Origin of the sequence: Microcystis sp. M079S1, assembly GCF_020246425.1 — a bacterium.
Classification (GTDB): domain Bacteria; phylum Cyanobacteriota; class Cyanobacteriia; order Cyanobacteriales; family Microcystaceae; genus Microcystis; species Microcystis aeruginosa.
Genome location: NZ_JADBSZ010000317.1, coordinates 1 through 20,449 on the forward strand (window position 1 = coordinate 1; position 20,449 = coordinate 20,449).

Annotated in this window: 12 protein-coding genes and 1 pseudogene; all 13 read right to left on the bottom strand. The window is 42.6% G+C overall.

Annotated elements, in window-relative coordinates:
• Positions 1-140: 140 nt before the first annotated feature.
• The gene (locus IM456_RS20380; protein WP_287693675.1) at positions 141-2,765 is read right to left on the bottom strand and encodes a DNA polymerase III subunit alpha; all 2,625 of its coding nucleotides are present in this window, start codon (positions 2,763-2,765) and stop codon (positions 141-143) included.
• An 83-nt stretch (positions 2,766-2,848) separates the two neighbouring features.
• The gene (locus IM456_RS20385) at positions 2,849-3,679 is read right to left on the bottom strand and encodes an amino acid ABC transporter substrate-binding protein (protein WP_287693677.1); all 831 of its coding nucleotides are present in this window, start codon (positions 3,677-3,679) and stop codon (positions 2,849-2,851) included.
• A gap of 294 nt (positions 3,680-3,973) precedes the next feature.
• Entirely contained in the window at positions 3,974-5,494 is a 1,521-nt protein-coding gene (gene kaiC, locus IM456_RS20390; RefSeq protein ID WP_002797104.1) for a circadian clock protein KaiC, read from the bottom strand.
• 253 nt (positions 5,495-5,747) lie between these two features.
• A pseudogene (locus tag IM456_RS20395) lies at positions 5,748-6,663 on the bottom strand (IS1634 family transposase); the annotation flags it as partial.
• Positions 6,664-6,763: 100 nt separating this feature from the next.
• A complete protein-coding gene (locus tag IM456_RS20400; protein ID WP_287693679.1) occupies positions 6,764-8,257 on the bottom strand; it encodes a toxin-antitoxin system YwqK family antitoxin in 1,494 nt (497 codons plus the stop codon).
• Positions 8,258-8,283: 26 nt separating this feature from the next.
• Complete coding sequence (locus IM456_RS20405) at positions 8,284-9,096, bottom strand: hypothetical protein (RefSeq protein WP_287693681.1); 813 nt, start codon at positions 9,094-9,096, stop codon at positions 8,284-8,286.
• Positions 9,097-9,222: 126 nt separating this feature from the next.
• Positions 9,223-11,685 (bottom strand): tetratricopeptide repeat protein, encoded by a 2,463-nt coding sequence (locus tag IM456_RS20410; protein WP_287693683.1) that lies wholly within the window; start codon positions 11,683-11,685, stop codon positions 9,223-9,225.
• A 118-nt stretch (positions 11,686-11,803) separates the two neighbouring features.
• On the bottom strand, positions 11,804-12,802 hold the full coding sequence (locus IM456_RS20415; protein WP_287693685.1) for a hypothetical protein: 999 nt from the start codon (positions 12,800-12,802) through the stop codon (positions 11,804-11,806).
• Between the two features lie 127 nt (positions 12,803-12,929).
• Positions 12,930-13,940 (bottom strand): tetratricopeptide repeat protein, encoded by a 1,011-nt coding sequence (locus tag IM456_RS20420; protein ID WP_287693687.1) that lies wholly within the window; start codon positions 13,938-13,940, stop codon positions 12,930-12,932.
• A 94-nt stretch (positions 13,941-14,034) separates the two neighbouring features.
• On the bottom strand, positions 14,035-14,229 hold the full coding sequence (locus IM456_RS20425) for a hypothetical protein (protein WP_287693690.1): 195 nt from the start codon (positions 14,227-14,229) through the stop codon (positions 14,035-14,037).
• Between the two features lie 329 nt (positions 14,230-14,558).
• Positions 14,559-17,447, bottom strand: coding sequence for a HEAT repeat domain-containing protein (locus tag IM456_RS20430; RefSeq protein ID WP_287693693.1), 2,889 nt, complete (start codon positions 17,445-17,447; stop codon positions 14,559-14,561).
• Positions 17,448-17,538: 91 nt separating this feature from the next.
• Positions 17,539-19,401 (bottom strand): HEAT repeat domain-containing protein, encoded by a 1,863-nt coding sequence (locus IM456_RS20435; protein ID WP_287693695.1) that lies wholly within the window; start codon positions 19,399-19,401, stop codon positions 17,539-17,541.
• Between the two features lie 75 nt (positions 19,402-19,476).
• On the bottom strand, positions 19,477-19,899 hold the full coding sequence (locus IM456_RS20440) for a hypothetical protein (RefSeq protein WP_287712802.1): 423 nt from the start codon (positions 19,897-19,899) through the stop codon (positions 19,477-19,479).
• Between the last annotated feature and the right edge of the window lie 550 nt (positions 19,900-20,449).

The following is a 20,449-nucleotide window of genomic DNA, read 5'->3' on the forward strand; positions in this document are numbered from 1 at the left end:
CACTCCGATTCCATCCCGAACTCGGTTGTGAAACTTCACCGTGGCCAAGATACTTGTCGGGTTGCCGACCGGGACAATAGCTCGATGCCAGGATTATTCTTTCCTACCCCTCAATCCCACAAGATTGGGGGGTTTGGTTTTTAGGAAAAATCAGAGGATTTTAAATCTAAACCTCGCTCAAATATTGTATCTATGGCTAACATTTCTCCATCGCTAGTCATAAATTTATGATCTTTGGTTGCTTGGATAGTTTGCCCATTTTCTAGGGTATATTCAAAGACCTCTTGTAAACCTCGCTCGTGCCATTGAGAGATTGATTGACTATAAACAAAACCATTTTTATCTACACTATAAACAGTGCAGTTAATTTCTTCGCTCACAATTTTAGCAATTGGCAATAATCCGTATTCCTCAGTTAAAATTAACGTCTCACCTCCTAGACAATATTCGGCAAAATTTACCATCTGTTCAAAGAGATTTTCAGCGATTCTTTTTTCCACACCATTTTTAGCAGCACCATCGATAAACATCTCCCTTTGTTTCTGCATTTCGGAGGCTTTTTTCTTACCCATTGCCCGACGCAATAGATCCGCTTCTCCTAGGGAATAACCCGCTAAATCCTGCGCCATTTTCATAATCTGTTCTTGATAGACTAAAACTGCGTAGGTTTCCTTAAGAATTGGTTCCAATAAAGGATGATCATAACGAATGGGTTCTCTACCGTGTTTTCTGCCAATAAAGAGAGGAATTAATCCCGCATCTAAAGGTCCGGGGCGATAGAGTGCTAAGATTGAAGATATGTCCTCAATACCCGATGGTTTTAACTCTTTAACGATCTGTTTCATTCCCGATGATTCTAACTGGAAAATACCTTCTAAATCCCCTTCTTCTAGTAATTCATGGGTTTTGAGAATATCGGGAGGTAGTTTTTTATGTTCCCCTTTAGCCCGAATTTGCAGGGCTTTTCTTTCATCTAAAGGCAATTGTTCGAGATCGATATCTATACCCTGATTTTGTTTAATTAAATCGGCGGTTTTTTTCAAAGTGGTTAAATTTCTTAACCCTAAAAAGTCCATTTTTAACAATCCCAATGATTCTAAATCCTCCATGAAATATTGGGTAATTACCGCCCCATCATTATTTTTCTGGAGGGGAACCACTTCATCTAAAGGTTGGGAAGAAATGACGACTCCCGCGGCATGAACTCCGAAGGTTTTGTTAGTACCTTCGATACGAATTGCCATATCTAACCAATGACGCACATGGGGTTCCGTATCGTATCTTTCTTTAAATGCTGGTTCGGGAGTTTCATCGGAAATCATCACTTTTAAAGGTGTGGGTTTACCGCGAGAAACGGGAATCATTTTCGCCATTTTATCCGATTCGGCATAGGGAATATCTAACACCCGCGCCACATCTTTTAAAACAGCTTTTGATGTCATACGGTTAAAAGTAATGATTTGAGCAACATTAGCCTCCCCGTATTTTTCCGTAACGTATTGGATCATTTCATCCCGTCTCTCGATACAGAAATCCGTATCAATATCAGGCATAGATTTCCGTTCAGGATTGAGAAAACGCTCAAATAATAAACCGTGATGAACGGGATCAATATTGGTTATTTTTAAAGAATATGCTACCAAAGAACCCGCCGCCGAACCGCGTCCTGGACCGACGGGAATATCATGATCTCTAGCATATTTTATATAGTCCCAAACGACGAGAAAATAGGTAGAAAATCCCATTTTCTGTAGCATTTTTAATTCGTATTCAAGCCTTTCTTTGTAAACAGGTTCAATCTCGTGACGAGAAGGACATTTTAATCTTTCTAGTAATCCTAACCAAGCAATTTCTTCTACATAACTATCAGCAGTATGTCCCGCAGGAACTGGATAATTAGGGAGTCTCGGTTCATTAAATATGTTATAAGGTTCGACTTTTTCTGCTACTTCTAAGGTGTTATTAATCGCTTCTTCAATCACATCTTCTGGCAGATGATCACGGAAAAGTAAGCGCATTTCATCAGCAGATTTTAAGTATTCTGTGCCACTATAACGGAGGCGTTTGTCTTCAGTAATTAACTTGGCAGTTTGAATACAAAGCAAGGCATCGTGTGCCTCTACATCGTAACAGGAAATAAAGTGAGAATCGTTAGTAGCAACTACTTTAATTCCTAATTCTTTAGCAATTTTAACTATTTCTACATTGACAATCCGATCTTCTTTAGAACCATGGTCTTGAATTTCTAAGTAAAAATCATCACCAAAAAGTTTTTTATACCATTTAGCAGTTTCCTTAGCCAGTTTCCTGTTATTAGCTAAAATCGCTTGGGGAATCTCTCCACCCAGGCAAGCACTGGTAACTATCAATCCTTCGTGGTATTGTTGGAGTAACTCTTTATTGATACAAGGACGAGCAAAAATGCCTTTACCTTGAATACCTTTCAGATTAGAAATAGTAGTTAATTTAACCAGGTTTTTATAGCCTTGGGTGTTTTTGGCTAAAACAACTTGATGATATTTTCTGTGGCGAAGATTGACTTCAATATCGCCATTGACTACATACATTTCATTGCCAATAATTGGTTTTATTCCCTTATTACGGCAGGTTTTAATTAATTCGATCGCACCATACATGACTCCATGATCGGTTAAAGCGATCGCTGGTTGTCCCAATTCGATCGCTCGATCAATGAGTGCCGGTAATTGGGAAGCACCATCAAGTAAGCTATAATCACTGTGAATATGTAAACCGACAAAAGACATAGTTTTTCAGGAAAAAGTAACAAGGAAAAAGCAAAAAAAACAGAATTTACTTACTTTTAATTTTCAGCAATCACAGTCTATTTTTAGGGTTGATTGAGAATCCTATAGGGGAAAGAACTTTCTTCTAAATTAAACCATTGTTCTCGAAGTTTCTGGTTATCATTGCTGCCGACGACAGTATCAACAAATTTTTTCCATTCGGGATCGTTTTTGGGTAAAATACAGCCATAAAGTTCGGTGGTAATCGGTTGACTGGGTAGTAGCACAAATTGTCGCGGATCCTGTCCTTGTTTAACGATTTCCCCCAGTAGAAGAATTCCATCACTAACCACTGCTTTAACTTCTCCCCTTTGTAATTTTGCCACTGCCTCACTTCGATCGCTGACAGCTTGCCAATTAGCCAGAGGATAGATATAACGAATAATACTATCGGTGGTGGTGTGGGGAATATAGGCGATCGCAACTGCCGCTAAAGTGTTATTAATATCTATTTTATCAACATTTTCCCTTTTAGTTAAAAATTGCGCTCCCGTCATAAAATAGGGAATAGAAAAATTAACCTTTTCTAGTCTTTCTTCCGTGATTGTTGCCGCATTACAGGATAAATCTACTTGTCCCTGTTCCACTTGCTGAAAACGATTATTAGTCGTCGCTTCTGTAAAGGTTATTGTAATCGGTTTACCTAATTCTTGTGCTAATCGACGTTGGACTAAGCGCATTAATTCCACTCCGTAACCTGTCCATTGTCCCGTTTTCTCATCGATATAACTAAAGGGAGTAGCGTCTTTTCTGGCTGCCGCTTTTAATTCTCCCGTGCGAGCAATTCTTTGTAAAACTGTTTCTGCCAAGGCTGATAAATGTAGGTTATTTATCAGTAAAAGACCTAGAAAAATAAACCAAAAGTTTTTAGACATATCAAGAAAGCAAGAAGGAGATAGGGAGAAAAAAGCTAACCACCGACGTGCGATTAGCAAGTACTGCTATATTTTAACTAGAGCTTGCTGAATAAATCTAAAAACCTTGTTGGATAAGACTTTTAGACCTTTTTAAAATCCAAAAGTGCCTCGTCTGGGAGTGATCAGGGGGAAAATTCCAGGACTTTTTCCCTGAAAATTAGGTAATTGAGCAGATAAAAATCGGTAAAACCCTACACCCCACACCCCACACCCCACACCCTACCCCCACCGAAAAACTTTTTGCCGCAAACCCTAACTACGATCCTCGAATAATCCACTCAAACGTTCTACTTCTGTTTGTGCTGTGTACATAGGAGTTCCAGCCAGAATTCCGGTAACATTGCGGAAAGGTTGACCGATGTGCATACCTTGATGATCGATCGAAAACTCACGAATATCCTTATCGTGCATAGAACCGCGCATTTTTAAAACAGTGATACCGCGGCGCATTTCTCCATACATTTCCACATAACGCAGCAGAATAATTGAATCGGTAATTGTAGAAATATGCGCTTCCGTAATCGAGGAACCTCCTAATAAAGTGGGAGTGGTGGAAGTAAATAATCCTCCCACCTCTTTTTGCTTAATAAAAGAAGTCAAACCGATAATAAATTCCCGAAATCCTTTCAGATTAGAAACCCTTTCTAAAGCAGATAAACTATCTACTGCCACTCGATTAGGTTGAAACTCCTCGATAATTTCCTTCATCATAATTAAATGATTTTCTAAACCCGTAGTTTCGGGATAACGGCAGACTACCTTTAATTTACCTTCCTTTTCCATGCGGTCATAATCCACCCCCCAACCGGTAGCATTTCTAAATAACTGTTCTCGACTTTCCTCGAAGGCAAAAATTAAACATCTTTCCCCATTGGTTACTCCCCCGGCCATAAATTCTGTCACCATCAGGGTTTTTCCTGTTCCTGTGGCTCCCGAAACCAAAATAACCGAATCGCGGAAGAAACCACCCCCACACATTCTATCGAGTTCCAGACTGCCGGAAGTAATACGAATATTAGAGGATTTTTGTTCTAATTCAATAGCTGATAAAGGAATAATCACGGCCCCTTTATTGGGAATAATTGTAAAAGGAAATTCTCCTTTTTGGTGATCGGTTCCCCGATATTTTAAAATTTCGATCGTCCTTCTTCTTTTCTCATCGGTTAAAACGTTGCGTAAAATCACCACATTATCGGCCACAAACTCCTCCACCCCATAACGACTGATTTCGCCGTATTCTTGGGTTCTTTCCGCGGTCATAATCGCTGTTACTTCCAATTCTCGCAAAGCGGTTGCCAGACGAAAAAGATCACTTCTCACTTGAGCGCTATCACTTAAATGGCTAAAAATTGCGCCTAAAGAATCCATAGACACCCGTTTGGCTTTATTTTTGCGGATAGCAAACTCAATGCGAGCGATTAATGCGCCTAGGTCGTATTCTCCCGTCACCATCGGCTTTTCTTCTGGTTGGGGGGAAGCATCAACAAAGGCCCATTGGCGATTCTCCTCCCACTGCCGGATATTCCAACCAAAACCACCCATATTTTTTCTTAGTGCTTGGGGTGGCTCCTCGAAGGTGACAAAAACGCCATTTTCTCCATTTTTGATGCCTTCTGCCAGAAATTGACAGGCAAAAACCGTTTTAGCACTTCCTGCCGTCCCCGCTATCAAAGTTGCTCTTCCTTTCGGCAATCCCCCTTCCGAAAGAAAATCAAAGCCGGGGATTCCTGTTTCTAACTTCTCAATCAACTCTAGGGGATTATTTTGCGTCATTCTAAGTTCTCTATGAAAACGAGCCACTGTTTATTGTACCTATTTCAGTGACCAGTGATACCAGAAATTCATCCCTAGTTTGAGAGTTTGAGCATTGGTAATAAAATTTCCAAGACATAGTTTAAATGCAGGACAGCTTAACCCAAGAATAAATGGGGCGTTGTCAGATGTAAAGATGCTCCGAATCAGCTTGGAACTGAAATTACTTTGATAGCAAGGATTGCATTGTATCTTTCATATTCTGATCTGACAACGCCTCTTTTCTAGTTTGACTTTCAACTAGCAACCATCTTTGTTCTATCCCCCCATAGTTAGAGCTTGTTTCCCGCCAGGAATAACCCGGTATTTCTGCATCGGTTAACTCTTTTTCTGAGATGCTATCGACTAACTCTTGAGCCTCTTTAATGCTGAAGGGGACTCGAGACAACCAACGCATTTCTCTCATTAGTCTTTTTAAACCCCAGGGCGCTATCGCCGACTATTAAACTGTCAAAGTCAACTGGTTTTTGAAATTCTCGGGCGATTTGACCAAAAACCGCTTTGTCCGCTTCATTTCCGTCACCTACTTTCAGGAATAAAGGTACATCTCCATCCCCACTTACGATTAAGTCAATCATAAATTGTTTCAAGTCAGGTCTTCGGTCGCGGGAGTATCGGTAGGTAATTTTTATTGGCTGTTGTCTGGTTTCAATTTCTTCTCCCACTGCTCCTGATTTCAGGATTTCTACTGTTGGGTATTCCTTGTTATATTCTCCTTCCACTGATAGAGAAGTCGCCTCTAAATGGGAATTCTCGGTCCCTACACCAAATTTTTTCACGGCTGCTAAACTAATCAGTAGGAAAATGACCGAAACATTCAGTTGATAAAGTTTGTCCATTACTCGACCAATTTTATCATCATTTAATTGTTTGGGTTCGATGCCCTCTCCCAGCAGATGTTCGATTGCTTTATCTTCAAAAAATTGAGGAAATAAATACAAGGACCCAGAGACAAATCCCAATCCATTCAGGATAATTGCTTTGACGACTTGCCCCGCTGTGACAATTTCTCCTCGCTCAATTGAGACTTGTTCGTTGATAATTTCAACGATTCCTATTTCATCGATAATTCCGGCTACTAATCCCTGATGGTCTAGATTTTTGACTTCAATTTCTGTTGATTGATTCATGGTCGAACAGTCCACTGCCTCAGTTTTCCAACAATTCCTATTTTTTCATAATTAGGGGTCTCAAGACCGCCCTAGCGGCCACCGAGAAAACCTTCACCAGCTAAGTATTTTTACTCAAGTCTCTGGAGGGGGACAGCTTATGTGACAGTTGAGGGTGCGGAATGTGGGTTACTAATGTATTGATGAAACCAACCCAGCCTGCTTCTAAATCCTTAAGATTGTCTTTGTTCAGAACTTGCAGCAAGGTATCAATACCAAGAGGATCGGTTTGATAGTTGTCTCGATAGGTGCGATAAAATTGACGCAAAAGCCCTAATTCTTGAAGGTAGTAGCACAAATATCGAGCCTCAGCATAGTGGAGTTCAATGCCATCCCCACTGAAGGCGTTTCTGTCAAGCCGAGTTAACTCAGTGAGCGGAACAAGCTGTTTCTCTCGGATAGCCTCCTTCAGTAGAGGCAGCCGCCAATTGAGTAACCCTCGAATTTCATCGTTTACACCCACACTTTGCTCAAATAAAGAAGCTATTCCCTCATCAATCCAAGGAGGAATTGAAGGTAAATCAGCGTGTAAGTAAGCATGGACTAACTCATGGGCTAAAGTTCCTGTTCCCGTAGCCAAATTGACCATTAAAGCATTGTCTGTGGCAAAGCCGGCAGCGTTTAAGGGAACGTAACCGTACCACTGCAAGGTATAGTTATAGTAAGATTCAGGAGTCTGGAAAAGATAGATTGTCTTGCTGCCAGTGGAGGGAGCTTTTCGGGTAAAGTCTCGTAGCATCTGCTGGTGAAGCCAGAGGACTGTATAAGTTTTCACCCTATCTGTCATGAATTTCGGGGCTTCACTGGCAATTAAAAACGGTCCAGCACTGTCTATTTGGAAAGTGGGATTGAGTCGCTTTCGCAACTCCTGTTTGGCTAGGTGTAATTCGTCAGTCGGTGGAGGCTGAACTGGTTGATTAGACATTCCAAAGTTGATGGATGCCAGTTCTCTCCCTGCTGTATCGTATTCTTTCCAAATGCCAACTTTATTACCTTGATGAAATTGTCCCTGAAAGTGAACTTTCCCGTTGCTGTGGAAACTGCGCCACTCCCCCTCCTGAATGCCTTGGGAAAAATGAGCCGTTTCAACCAGGATGCCGTTTGACCAAGCTTCCCACAAGCCGTGCTTCTGGTCTTGAGAGAAAGACCCTTTCCACCAAAGATTGCCCTGTTCGTCAAAGGATTCCCAGAGACCATCCTTTTGGTCAGCGACAAAATGACCCCGCAGGTAAACTTTACCATTGGGATAGTGCCAGACCCACTGCCCTTCGTGCTTGCCGTCCCGGTAACTGCCCGTTTCTTCGACCCTCCCATCAGAATAGCGGACTTCCCAAGCCCCGTGCAGCTTGCCATTCTCATAGTGGCATCTGACCCAGGATTGACCGCCGGGATGAGAGAACTGCCACTGTCCTTGGCGGAGTCCATTGATGAGGCTACCTTGCCCGGACATCGATTCTGGGGATGTCTGAGCAACAGAGACTCGATAGCCAACCATATCAGTCGCAGCAAGGCTGAGGAGAGCAATTAAACATAAATTGAGAAGTTGTCGGTTCATGGGTTTCTCCGCCCCTAAATTTTCCATCAGGGGGATAGTTCTACTGGCTCGGCTGAAACGACATCTGCGCCAATCGCCTGGCGCATGACGCTGGCAAGCATCGTGACTGCTTTAAGCCATTCCAACTCTAATTCTGCTTTGGCGAGGGAGAGTTCGATTTCCCGAAATAGTTCTGCCTTAACGCTATCCCATACTCCCATTTGTCTTAACAAACGAATTTTCCCTTGCGTATCCGCATCCAGCCCAATGCCATCGCCGCCAGCTTTCAGGTCTTCAAGGATCTGTTGTGATTGGCGAATGTTCTCTTTAAGCGCCGTAAAGATCAGGGTTTGAGAGTTCATAAATTTCGGATCGTTTTGCCAGATGGCATATTGGAGGGCTACAGCTAAGGCAGCCTTAAATGGTTTTGATACAGTTTCATTGCCGCCATTGGGGGTGACGATGCGGTGGTTTTCAATGGTGAGAATTCGCAAGGCAGAAATCTGAGCTATTTGGCGCTTATAGGCATCTTCTCGCAGTAGGATGTGTTGGTTAAGGTCAAGTAGGCGGCGGGCTTCTGGGGGAACTTCTCCCAGTTGCGAAGAAAAGCGTGTATCTGGTTTGGGGATGTCTTTGGAGTAGTCTAAGCAAACAGCAGGCAAGACAACTTCTATAGTTTTCCCCGGTGGTACATTGATGATGTAACCTGATATCTGTCCCGAAGAATTGGGATCTTCTGGCTGGGCGAGTAAACCGCTACAATTGCTGGTAAAAGCAAGGAGCAAACTGGTTATCATAGCCAGAGGAACTATAGTTTGACCGATTGAAGGAGCGCGAATGTTTTGAATTAGAGGTTTCATAATTCTTCCTTGAGGTTTGATTGTCTGGATAGATCTAGCGAATCATATTAAATCCGGTTGAATAACCAAAATAACAATGATGAAAAACCACAAAAACACATAGGACACAAAGTTTTTTATTTATGGTCAATTATCCGGATTTGATATCATCATGTTTTGGGTGTTCAGAGTGCCGGGATTGAAAGTTGTCCCCGGAGGAATCCCGATCTGTGTCCACTGACTGGTTTTGTTAGTGATTCTGAGTCTCAGGGATGAGGGATTGCCTGTACCTTCGGCTTCGACTGCAATTTCACCCCTTTTAATCGCTTCACTGATGTTACGGGGAAGAGTTGCTGCCCCTGGTGGTGGTGGTGGCGGAAGACCGTCAGGATTGTGGTCTTCTAGGGCTTTTAATCGAGATTTTGCGAGTCCTTCTTCAAAATCTTGACGCTCTGAAGAATTCTCTGTAATTTCCTGACGCATTGATACCGCTAACCAAACCTCTCCAGGTGTCGTGGGAATGCCTACTGATGCCCATGCACTGACGAGATCAGGATGATCTGGATCTTTTAGGTATAGGTTTATCCAGTTCTCAGGAGCTAAGGATGGACGGGGGTTTTGGGGATGGTATTCTAAATGCGGTCTATCATAGAGTTTCTTCCAATCTCCACCCCACTGAGTAAACCCTGCTTCCTTGCCTAACGCACCTAAGCGTCCCCATGGTAGTGATTCTGCCCAACTCGGCACAGTATTTTGATCATTCCAAAAAGCGATATCAACTGCAAGACCGTAGTTATGCCAAGACCTACCAGCCGCCGCACCGGTATTTTCACTTGGGATCTGATTCTGCCGCTCAAGGGTTCGGAAGCTCTCTACGATATAGGGGCGGTATCCTTCAGCCTGTAGCCTGTAAACTACTTCGACGATCATCGCCTTTACCTGTGGGTTAAGATTGGAGCTTGACAGGACACCTCTAGGATCTGCATCACGAATATCTACAAGAATGTTGCCGTTGGCATCAATGTAGTGAACTGGCTTAGAATCATCATCGGGAGAAATGTCAGATCGAGAAACCACTTGTGAATTGCCGTTTTCTTCAGGAGCAGTATTTGAAGATGTCGCCAATATTCTTGCCAATTGAGGGGGAGTCTCCATAACTTTCTCCCCAGACCAAGCTAGATTGTATAACTGTCCATAGCCATTCTCGTAAAATTCCAAGTTATGCGGCAGCATAGAACCCCCTATCACAAGTACGGAAGATATCCCTATGTACTCAGTAATCAAATATGAAAAAACAGGAAAGGGAGGAAAGGAGTAAACTTCAGAGAGTTCCAGAGGGGGCGTAGTTATCAAGTAAACATAGCAACCAAGTGGGTTTACGATCTCAATAGCACTTTCTTCACGGAAAGCTCTCCGTGTTGGCTCAGTGATCCTGCCTCCAAAACCAACTATTTTTTCTAGCCCTAGTTCTGGATGTTCTTGGATAAATTGCAAATACTCTTTGTATTCAGCATTGAAAGCTACATTACCACCACTCCAAAAGTGTAGCTCTTCAATCTTGTGTCCATGTTTCAGTATGGTATCCAGAACTGCAACACCATTATCAGGGACGATACTTGGCAAAGAGTAGTTAAGAACGGCGTTAACAGATTGAAGTCCGGGATAAGTCGGAAGAACTATTACTGGGCGCTTCCACTGGTCGCTAAAATTAGCAGCATATTTCAAGGCATTTTGAGTGTTCTCTATAATTCCTAAGCGCAGGACAATAAAGTTTAGTTCTTGCCCAGGATATTTTTTTTCCCACCAGCCTAGTTGTTGTTCGAGTAGGTCTTGAAATTGAAACTTAGGTTCAGATTTATTTTCTGTTTTAGTTGAAGTTGAGATTGGGGGAGGCAATTTTGTCGGTGTTTGTTTAAGTTCTTTCGCCTGTGTTGGCGTTGGAGACGAATCCAGCGTTAGTTGTTGAACTGCTATCAGAATTTTGTTAAGTGCCTCTTCCCATAACTCTGTATTTTCTTGTTGCTGAGAGAGGGCTGCTGCTTTCTGATAGTCTTCAATTGCTCCCTGATAATCTCCTGATTCTAGACGGATATTCCCTCGATTAAAATAAAGAGGGGTAAATTCAGGCTTGAGGTGCAGGGCTTGAGTAAAATCCTCAATTGCTCCCTGATAGTTTTTCTGTTGACGACGGGCAATGCCTCGGTTATTATAGGCATTGAAATCCCTAGGATTGAGACGCAAAGCTTGGGTAAAATCTTCAATTGCTTCCTGATTTTCCCCAAGATAAACACGGATAAAACCTCGATTGTTGTAGATGTTGGCATCGTTGGGAGCAAGACGCAAAGCTTGGGTAAAATATTGAATAGCTTCCTGATAGTCCCCTTTTTTTACTTTGTCTATTCCTCGGTTGTTGTAGTCATCAGCACTTGTCTGAGCAATAATGTAGCTATCAGCATTTAGGTTCTGAATTAGAGATGATTGGGCATAACTAGCAGCTACCGGATTAATCAGAATGGTTGTTAAACCCAACAAAGCAACATTTCGGAAAAACAACCTCGAAATTAACCAATGCTGACGAGTATTTGGCTGATGATTGATTTGCTTATTCATGGTTTCCTCCTTTATATCTGTTGAAGGGATTGAATTTTTTTTAGTTCATCTTGGGAAGCTTCCAGATTGCCTTGTTGTCGATAGAGTTCGGCGGCTTTCTGCCAGTCAGCGATCGCTCTCAAGGATTTCTGGGATCTAAAGTTCTTGGGAAAAATTCCCATGGTTCAAGGTTTCTACTGCGTTGAGCACTGAACGACATCCAGTAATCCACTAAACAAGGCAAAAAACCAATGCCAGCACTTGCAAAAACAATCCCTAGCCACATCCAACCCTTACGTCCTTGACCCCATCTCATAAATCCAATAGGTATGAGAAAAAGAGTCCAGAACCAAAAAAGGGCTTCTGCGAATCCTACTGGTTTTGTCACTGAGCTAATAACCTCTGGTTTATAATTAGCAAGCATCGGCTGATTCTGTTTATAGATCTGTTGCCAAAAGTTAATATCAGCACGCCACAATTTAATTTCCTTCTCTGAAAGACTAGGTAAGACAAAGAAATCAAATCCAAAATAGTTTTCAAAAAAAGCTAGGGAACTTATCAGATCGCCCAAGAATCTAATGAACTGTACTCCCCCATCTCTTTTATACTTAACTCGGATATCATGATTAAAATTAACTTGGGACGACCAGATTTCTTCAATATTACTCCAAGGAATAAGTGTTTCACCTTTTTTAAATCCATCTTTACCCAAGTAGATATTGTGAGTTAAATATACTACAGGATTTGTTCTCAGCCACTCGAATAACTTAGATCTTCGCTCTTCTCTATAATCAAGGATTGCTTGAAGTAGATTTGGATATTTTTTGACAATAAGATCAATCGGTATTCCAAGTGAATTATTTTCGTAATCTATTAGATATAAATCGCCATCTATCTTTTCCCAAGATGTGTTTTCTTGAGAGTATTTAATTAATAACTGTATGATTGTCTTGCAGATATTATTATCTATCAAGTCCAATTGCAGAAAACTGGTTTGTTCGATGGATACTATAGCAAAAGTTATGTATTCTTTAGGAATACTAAGGGTTACAATTCTCAATGAATCTAGTAAATAAGTTTGATGAGCAAATAACCCTTCTTTAATTTCAAGTCTGTTGCCATCTAAGAACAACTTCATAATCATTTCTCCTTTTTTATGAAAAGTAATTATTAACCTTGCTGTGATGGTATTGTAGGTTGTTTTGGTAAGTACCTAGGCAAAATTAATTGTATATTTCTAGCCAAAATTCGCAACAAACCAAAAATTACTTGGCTTCTTCTGGAAAAGGCGCAAAACTATGATTTGATAAATTCACATTAAAGAAGAAATCATCCGTTATTGGATAATAAACCTCTGGATTATTGCCCCAAGGACGTTTATCATAAGCAGAACCTAAGAAGATATTCATTGACTTAACAGAGGCAATATTAATCTTTCCTAAATCAAACCAAATACCAGCTACTATGGTTGATTTTGGCAAGATATCTCCTTGGATCAAATCATGACCGAAAGTGGTGTGTTTCATATATACATAATCCTGTAAAGGAATCTGCTTTCCGCCTACAGAAACAACAAAATTACTCGCCATAAAACTAATCGGTTTATTGTTCTGATTGGTGATTTTGAAGGTAATCGCACCGACTACTGCATCATCGGCAAAGGGTTGGGATTCAACTGTATTGGTAGGAATTAAATCCTTGTCATTGAGTTGAGGGTGATTGGGCTGAATGGCACTTCTTTTTCCCACTAAAACCCGCAATATTTCTACCTTAACCCCCGATTTTGTTTGACTTGCTCCGACATTGCGGGCAAAAATTTCACTGGGGTTTAAAGGGGTTAACTGATAGATTTTCTCTTTGGACTGTTCGACAAATTGACCAGAGGGATATTTAGCAAGATATTGCTGGTAGGATGTCACTCTGTTACCGTCTTGAGCTTGTTGCCAATAAAGCTCTTCTAGTCGTTTTTTAGCAGCAGAAAGATGGGGACTTTGAGGGTGTTCTCGAATATAATCTTCTACGGATTTTATGGTTGAAGTGGATTGGACTTCTTTCCAGAATCGGTCTTCGTACAAGGTTTTTGCTTCAGTAAGGTGCTTTCCTGGGGGCAAGGCTTTTTGATAGGCGAGATAAGCTTCTGCCGTATCTTGACGAGTGGTTTGCCACCAATGGCTTTCATCCCGAACACTAGGATAGACAAGAAGGGTAACACCTCCAACAACAACTAAAGCTGTTAGGGTAATGAGCCGTTTGTGGGTTTTCAAGATGTGAGTCATAATTCATTTACCTCCCCCATTCTTTTCGCTTTGAATATTAGTCAGCAATAAATTCTGAGCATTCAAAGATTGTCGTGTTGTTCTGAGATTGAAATTACTGACAAAGACCTAAAAAGCGTTCAAAATACATCATCAATATTGCCAAAATACCTGAACCCACACTTATTTCCCAGTTTTTGACAGTTTTGCCACCTAATGTTACTTCTGTTCTCTTCCCTGCTAAATGCTTAAATAAGGCGGGAAAGCTTATTAAAAAGATGAGTCCTAATCCTGCATAAAACTGTTGCACACAGTGATTATCAGTCTGCACTAATCTATTAAAACAGACAAAGGATATGACCCAACTAATGAAAATGAAGAATCTATACATATCAAAATCTCCTTCCCTTGTATTTATGCTTATAAGCTAGGCTTAGTTCTTGAGGCTCTTAGTGGGACTTAGACAATTTAGCTGTTGAAAAGGGCTGAAAGCCTTGCCATAAGCTATGTTCACTTCAAAAGGGGTCAAATGACCTCAAAGCTATATGAAAGGGTTTGGGTATTTTTGAGCTAAAATCCCATCCACATAAGACTTTTAGCCATTTTTTAAGGTGTTTTTTGTCTAAGTCCCGTTAGCAATCAGCGCACAACAGTCGATAGCCATTCTATAATTTCAGTCTGTGAGGGTTCTGCACCATCAAGATAGTCTTGATAGTAGTCTTGAAAAGCCCAGCCCCGGAATGTGTACTGAAATGGGCAATAATCTGGTCTTGAACCCCGAAATACCCGCTCTTTGACGATCTTACCCGTTTGCGTACTGCGGAGCTTGACTCGTACCAACTGTCGCCGACGGCTTACAGTACCAGTGGCATTGCCCTGTAGGGCGTAGTAGGGACAATTTTCAATCGTTTCACGGTCTTTTGCCAAAGAAACCACATACTTAAAATGGGATGGCTTGACGGGTTTGAGAGAATTGGGGAGGGTAAGGACAGATTCGTTGCAGGCTAAAGCCTTACCAGATTCGCTCTTCCCTAAACCGACGGCCGGAGATTTAGCCGGTTTGCCCTCGCAGGCCGTTGAGCGAGCTGCGGATATAATTGACTGTCCTTGACTTCCGGTATCTTGACTGAGTGACCCTACTGCTTTGTTATATCCTTGTTTAGCAGAAGCGATGATTTCTGGCTCTTTGGTCAAGGTTTTGGCTTGATTGAACTGGTCTAGGGCTTCTAAATATAAATGTTCTGTTTGATAGACCTGACCGCAAGCCAGATGAAATCGTGGTAAGTTCTGATCAGGAGATGGAATCAGCGAATTTTTCAGAAGATTCCCGATGCTGTTGCAGGACTCATAGCTGGCAATTTCAAAGGGTGGTACTGTCTCAAAGATAGACTCAACCTGCTGACGGGAGGCTTCGACCAGAATGCTGTTACTGTAATCGTTAATAAAATTGTTATAGGTCAGTAAAGCAACACTAAAGTTACCTGCTTTTTGCTGGTCAACAGCGACTTGAAAGGCGAGACACTCCTGTTGCGCCTGTTGTGCCACCGCCCGCTTTTGTTCCATGTCGATCGCTCGCCACCCCTTCAGCATTGGGTCGAAGTGTTTGATAGCTGTAGTACAGTCTGCTCTTTGATAGGCTTGATGACCCTGGTTAAAATTGTATAGATCCAACAAGTATTGAATCGCCACAGGTCCTAAAAGAGCAATGGTAATAGTAACTATCAAGGACTTGTAGTATTGGCGTAACAATAACGATCCTAAAACTTGCCAAGCGGCCGGCTGTAGCCAGTAGTGAGGATCACGCAGGGCCACCAGGAGCGATTTGATAGCCACCTTGCCCATTTTTGCTAACCCTTCTGCTGCTGCCTCACTCACATAATCCACGTCGCCCAGTATGGCGATCAGGGGTTCGATCGCTCGCCTGTCTCCCATCTCCCCTAACGCTGAGGCTGCCGCCTGACGCACACTAGGTTTTTTATCTTTTAGAGCGGCGATCAGGGGTGCGATCGCTCCCTTATCCCCGATTTTCCCTAATGCCCTGGCTGCTCCCTCACGCCCAAAGGCGTTCTCATTTCTCAGGGCAATGATCAGGGGAGCTACTGATGGAGAACCAATTTCAACACACTTATCGAACTTGCCTTTAACAATCCAGTAGGCTGCTCCTTTCTCATCTAACTTAGGTTGCCACCCGCTCTTCTCCAATTCTTCCACTGCCTTCTGACGAACCTTGTAGTCTTGATCTTCAAGATCGTTGATAAAACAATCTACTTCAGAAATCTCTGTATTGATTGGGTTTTCCGATTGTGAATTACTATCATCAATTTTCTGGGCTGAACTATCAAGAAGGGGGGCGAGAGCGCCGCTTTTTTCAGTAGCGACTGCAATGGTAGGTTTTTCTGGGCTGTCCTCCCTGTTATCGGCTTTTAGCGCAGTGGGCAGACCTCCTTCTGGCAGGGGACACATGGGCAGGGAAGATGCCATCTTGATCAGGGACATAATCAACTGGTCTGCCTCTGTGGGATGGGGATTGGCATTGGAATCGAGGAGGGAAATCCTCTCCTTGCCTTCTTTACGCCAAGCATCATTGAGAAAAGTACCGAGGTAGCCGTCGATGTTAATAATGTAAACTGAACCTTTAACCTTGGCGGTTACTTGGGAGGAATTAGTCAAAGCGGCTTGATAACCTTGGCAGATTAAATAACAGGCAAAATTACTGGCGACGTAAGTGGCTCCGACTTCATCTTCCTTGCCCTCAAATTCTGGCGGTGTTTTAGACTCAAGACCTAATTGCCCCTGACACATAGCTTTGGCATAGGCGGCCTGCATTTTGTACTCGCCCGACTGCCAACATTGGTCAAAGGCGGCGATCGCCTGGTCGAAATGACCCGTGCGATAGATGGTAACGCCTCGGTTGTAAAGCTGTACGGGGGTTTTTGACTCCGATGTTGCTTGGCTATCGAGTTCTGTACTGCTAGAAGTTTCAGGTGAGGCATCCCCGATGCGGAAACTCTCAAGGATACTATTGAAAACGGGTTGAAATTTGGCAGCCTCTTGGACGGGAACTTCACTGACGAATTGGAAAGTGATCTCCACCCCAAACAGGGTGGTAGATTGTTCCTGAATCTGCCCCTTAGCTCCGTCATAGCGGTAAACTAATTTGGCCGCCGGTTGGTGGGCGAGGCGAATTTCTTCCCCAGAAATGAACTGAAAGCCCGGAAAGCAGCTAGGTAATTCGGCTTTTTGCTGCTCGATGTACTCTTGGGGCGTGCTAGGATATTCAATGAGTTTCCCATCTTCTCGCAAACCTGTGATCTTAAGATGGGGGTTTCCTTGGAGAATTTTGCCTCGGCGAACGTTAACTGAGAAACAGGGACGACCGCCACTTCCCTCTTTCCCCGCGACAGCAATGGGAATTGTCCAAGAGCCAGCCGGTTCGTTTTCCCAGAGAATTTCCCAGTCTGTCGGATAGGCGATCGAGAAGTTCCATTCTCGGCTGTAATAAGATTTCATTGGAGATAGGGTTTTCATGATTTTGTACCCTCCCTTTCGGATTTCAATTAGTTGGCACTTTTCCTGTTTAGATATCTAAGTCAGGCTGTTCTAAAATCTCTGGCAAGGACTACGCTGTATTTTGCTTTTCTGATGGCGAAGAAGAAGTTTTTGGGTTCTCGAAGTAAATCTCATCTAAGTAGGCTGATGGAATGTAATGAGGCCAATGTCGGTCGCGCAATATTACTCTCACTATCGTGTGAAGATTTCCGCAATTGAGGTAATTGGTAAAATAAGTAGTGCTTGTTGGATTTTCAACCTTGTAGGAACTCAATTCTATTTTCTCGGGGTTCTGGAGAAACTTACATAGGATGTTGTTGGCAACGGGTGTATCGCGTAGGCAAAATTTTTGGAGTGCCTCTGTACAGATGGAAAAATCGAACTCAGCATCCTCGTTTTGACCCCAAGTAGACAATGCATAAGACATCAGTTCCCCAAAATTGCCTTCCCCTTGAATTAGAAGTTCTCGGTAAATGCTAGAGACTTTCCATGTTAATAAATCTAAAAGCAAGTCGGTGTAATCTCCCAGAAGCTTAGGTAAAACATCGGGTGGAATTATGTCTCGCAAAAAGTAAGTAACAGATCGAATTTCACCAAAGTGATTGTACGTCCAAGCAAACGCATTGGGGTCAGGTATATGGGATCCTAGATCAAAGATCCAATTGACAATAGTTTCGGTTGCTTTCCTATTACCTATTTCGCAAAGTGCCCAAATGATCGGAATTCCCATCCAAATATCAGATCGGTTTATAAATCTACCACCGAACCTCAATTTTTGAAACAATTTGATCAATTTATCGGGTTCATATCTATAAATCTTGGCTAAAGCTTTACTTGCCGAAACCACCTGTAACTTATAGTCTTGAAAATCTGATTCTTTGTCAGAATCCCAACTCACACGCGTCAAACTGTTATTAGTTGAATAACCTGCTCTCCAGTTTGCAGAACAGGAAAAAGGAAGACTTCTAAGTAACGGATAGGCAACTGTAATATCTCCCACTTCAGCTAAAGCCTCGGTTGCTTTGACTCGGGTGTCAATTTGCTTATCTTTTAGACGTGCAATTAAGTAGTTCTGAAGCGAAACCCATGCTGTCTTATCCCTGAAAGTATTAATGATGGGAATAACGACCGTCCAACCTATCTCCTCACACTTATCCCATTCACCTTTGACGATCCAAAATGTCGCTCCATCCTCATCTTTGTTAGGTTGCCAGTTAAGCGTCTCTAGGGCTGTAGCAGCTGCTTGTCTCATCTCTGAATTCTCACTCTTGCTCTTGAGAGTAGCAATCAGGTGTTCTATCACAGGCAACCCCAACTGGTGTAATTTTTTTAGAACACTGACAGATGCCTGTCGAACACTCCGATCCCTATCTTTGAGTACAGCAATGAGAGGATCTATGGCACGTCGATCAGCAAGTTGCACCAGTGTTCGAGCCACCGCTTCCTGTACTTCCAAATCTCCTTGGCAGAGAGTATTAACTAGGGGAAGAACAGCAGGCGCACCAATCTCCCGGCACTTATCCCATTCACCTTTGACAATCCAAAAGGTCGCTCCGTCCTCATCCCTATCAGGTTGCCAGTTAAGCATCTCTAGGGCTGTAGCGGAGACTTGTCTTATTTCTAAATCTTTGTCACTTTTGAGAGTTGTAATCAGTCGTTCTATTACAGGCAAACCCGATTGATGTAATGTTTCTAGTGCGCTGGCGTATTCCTGTCGAACAGTTTGATCCTCATCCTTGAGGGAAGCAATCAGTGGCTCTAAGGCTCGCCCATCGCCAATTTTCCCTAGTGCCTCAGCAGCCAAACAACGGACTTCCCTTGGCTGATGCGACCAAGGTTCGTTAATATCTGAGTATTGCAAGGCACGGATTAAACCTTCGACATTCCCCTCAGCCTCAAGTTTTTTTACATTAGGTCGAAAAAGCGTTAACATGATTAGCCTCCCCTGAAACCAGAATTTTCTTAATCAGTCCTTTCACTCCTCACCTACTAATGGGAATCTAAAACCCTAAAATTGACCCCATTTAACCCCTCCGGGACATTCAACTCCCGTACCAAATCCACACTTAGACGAGGTAACTCGATAGCCATGAGCGTAAGCCCAATGTCGCCCCCCCTTGTCCAATTCAGGAGAACCACAATTCAAGTAATCTAGAGCCATGTATTCATCGCCGTAGCGAAAGAGAGCATTATTCAAGGCTTTTTCCGACCCCGGAATGCCCAGTTTTATGCCCAAGAAAAGGACTTGAAGGCGATTTTGGCGGTGGCGCACTCGCCTTACCAGCGAATCAATAGCTGAGTTAGACTCTAAGCCAGCTTCTTGCAAAGAACTTTCTGTGGTGTCCCGTTCTGCTTTGCGGCTTCTGAAGTTACTTTCTGTCTTCTCTTGGAGTTTCATCGCTTTTCCCTCTTGCTGGAAAAACTTACTCACAACTTGATTGTACCTTGGTTTGGCCACTCAGAGTTAGCACGATTAAAGGTTTGACGGGGCAATCGCACACAATTCTTAAATATCTGCAATAAATCTATTAAATAGGGTCTGCTGAAAAAGTTTTTCCTGGGGGTAGGAGTCAGGAGTCTCCGAGTCAGGAGTCAGGAGTTTCGGGCTTTGTTGCCATTGTTTTTTGTACCAATTTATGTACTATAAGAAGGATAATGCAAGGTTTTTGAAAGTCCCAATCCTATTTTCTTGCACTAACATCGGACTTTAACAGGTCAAAAGCCTTATTTTAAAAGGGTTTTACCATTATTCAGCAAGCCCTAAATAAAAACTTGGTAAGCTAAGACGCATTTAAACCGCTTATTCTTAGATTAGCCCCCCCTTGCCCTAGTAGGGTTGATTCATCGGAAATTTTGGGTCTGAAACCCCGCCGTTCTAGGTTGGCTTTACGTTAGAATTAAAAGGCCAGTCTCGAAAACCAAGTGGACGGCGCAGCACCTTGAAAACTCGGCTTAGGGGGTTCCGACCAGAAAAGCTTGGC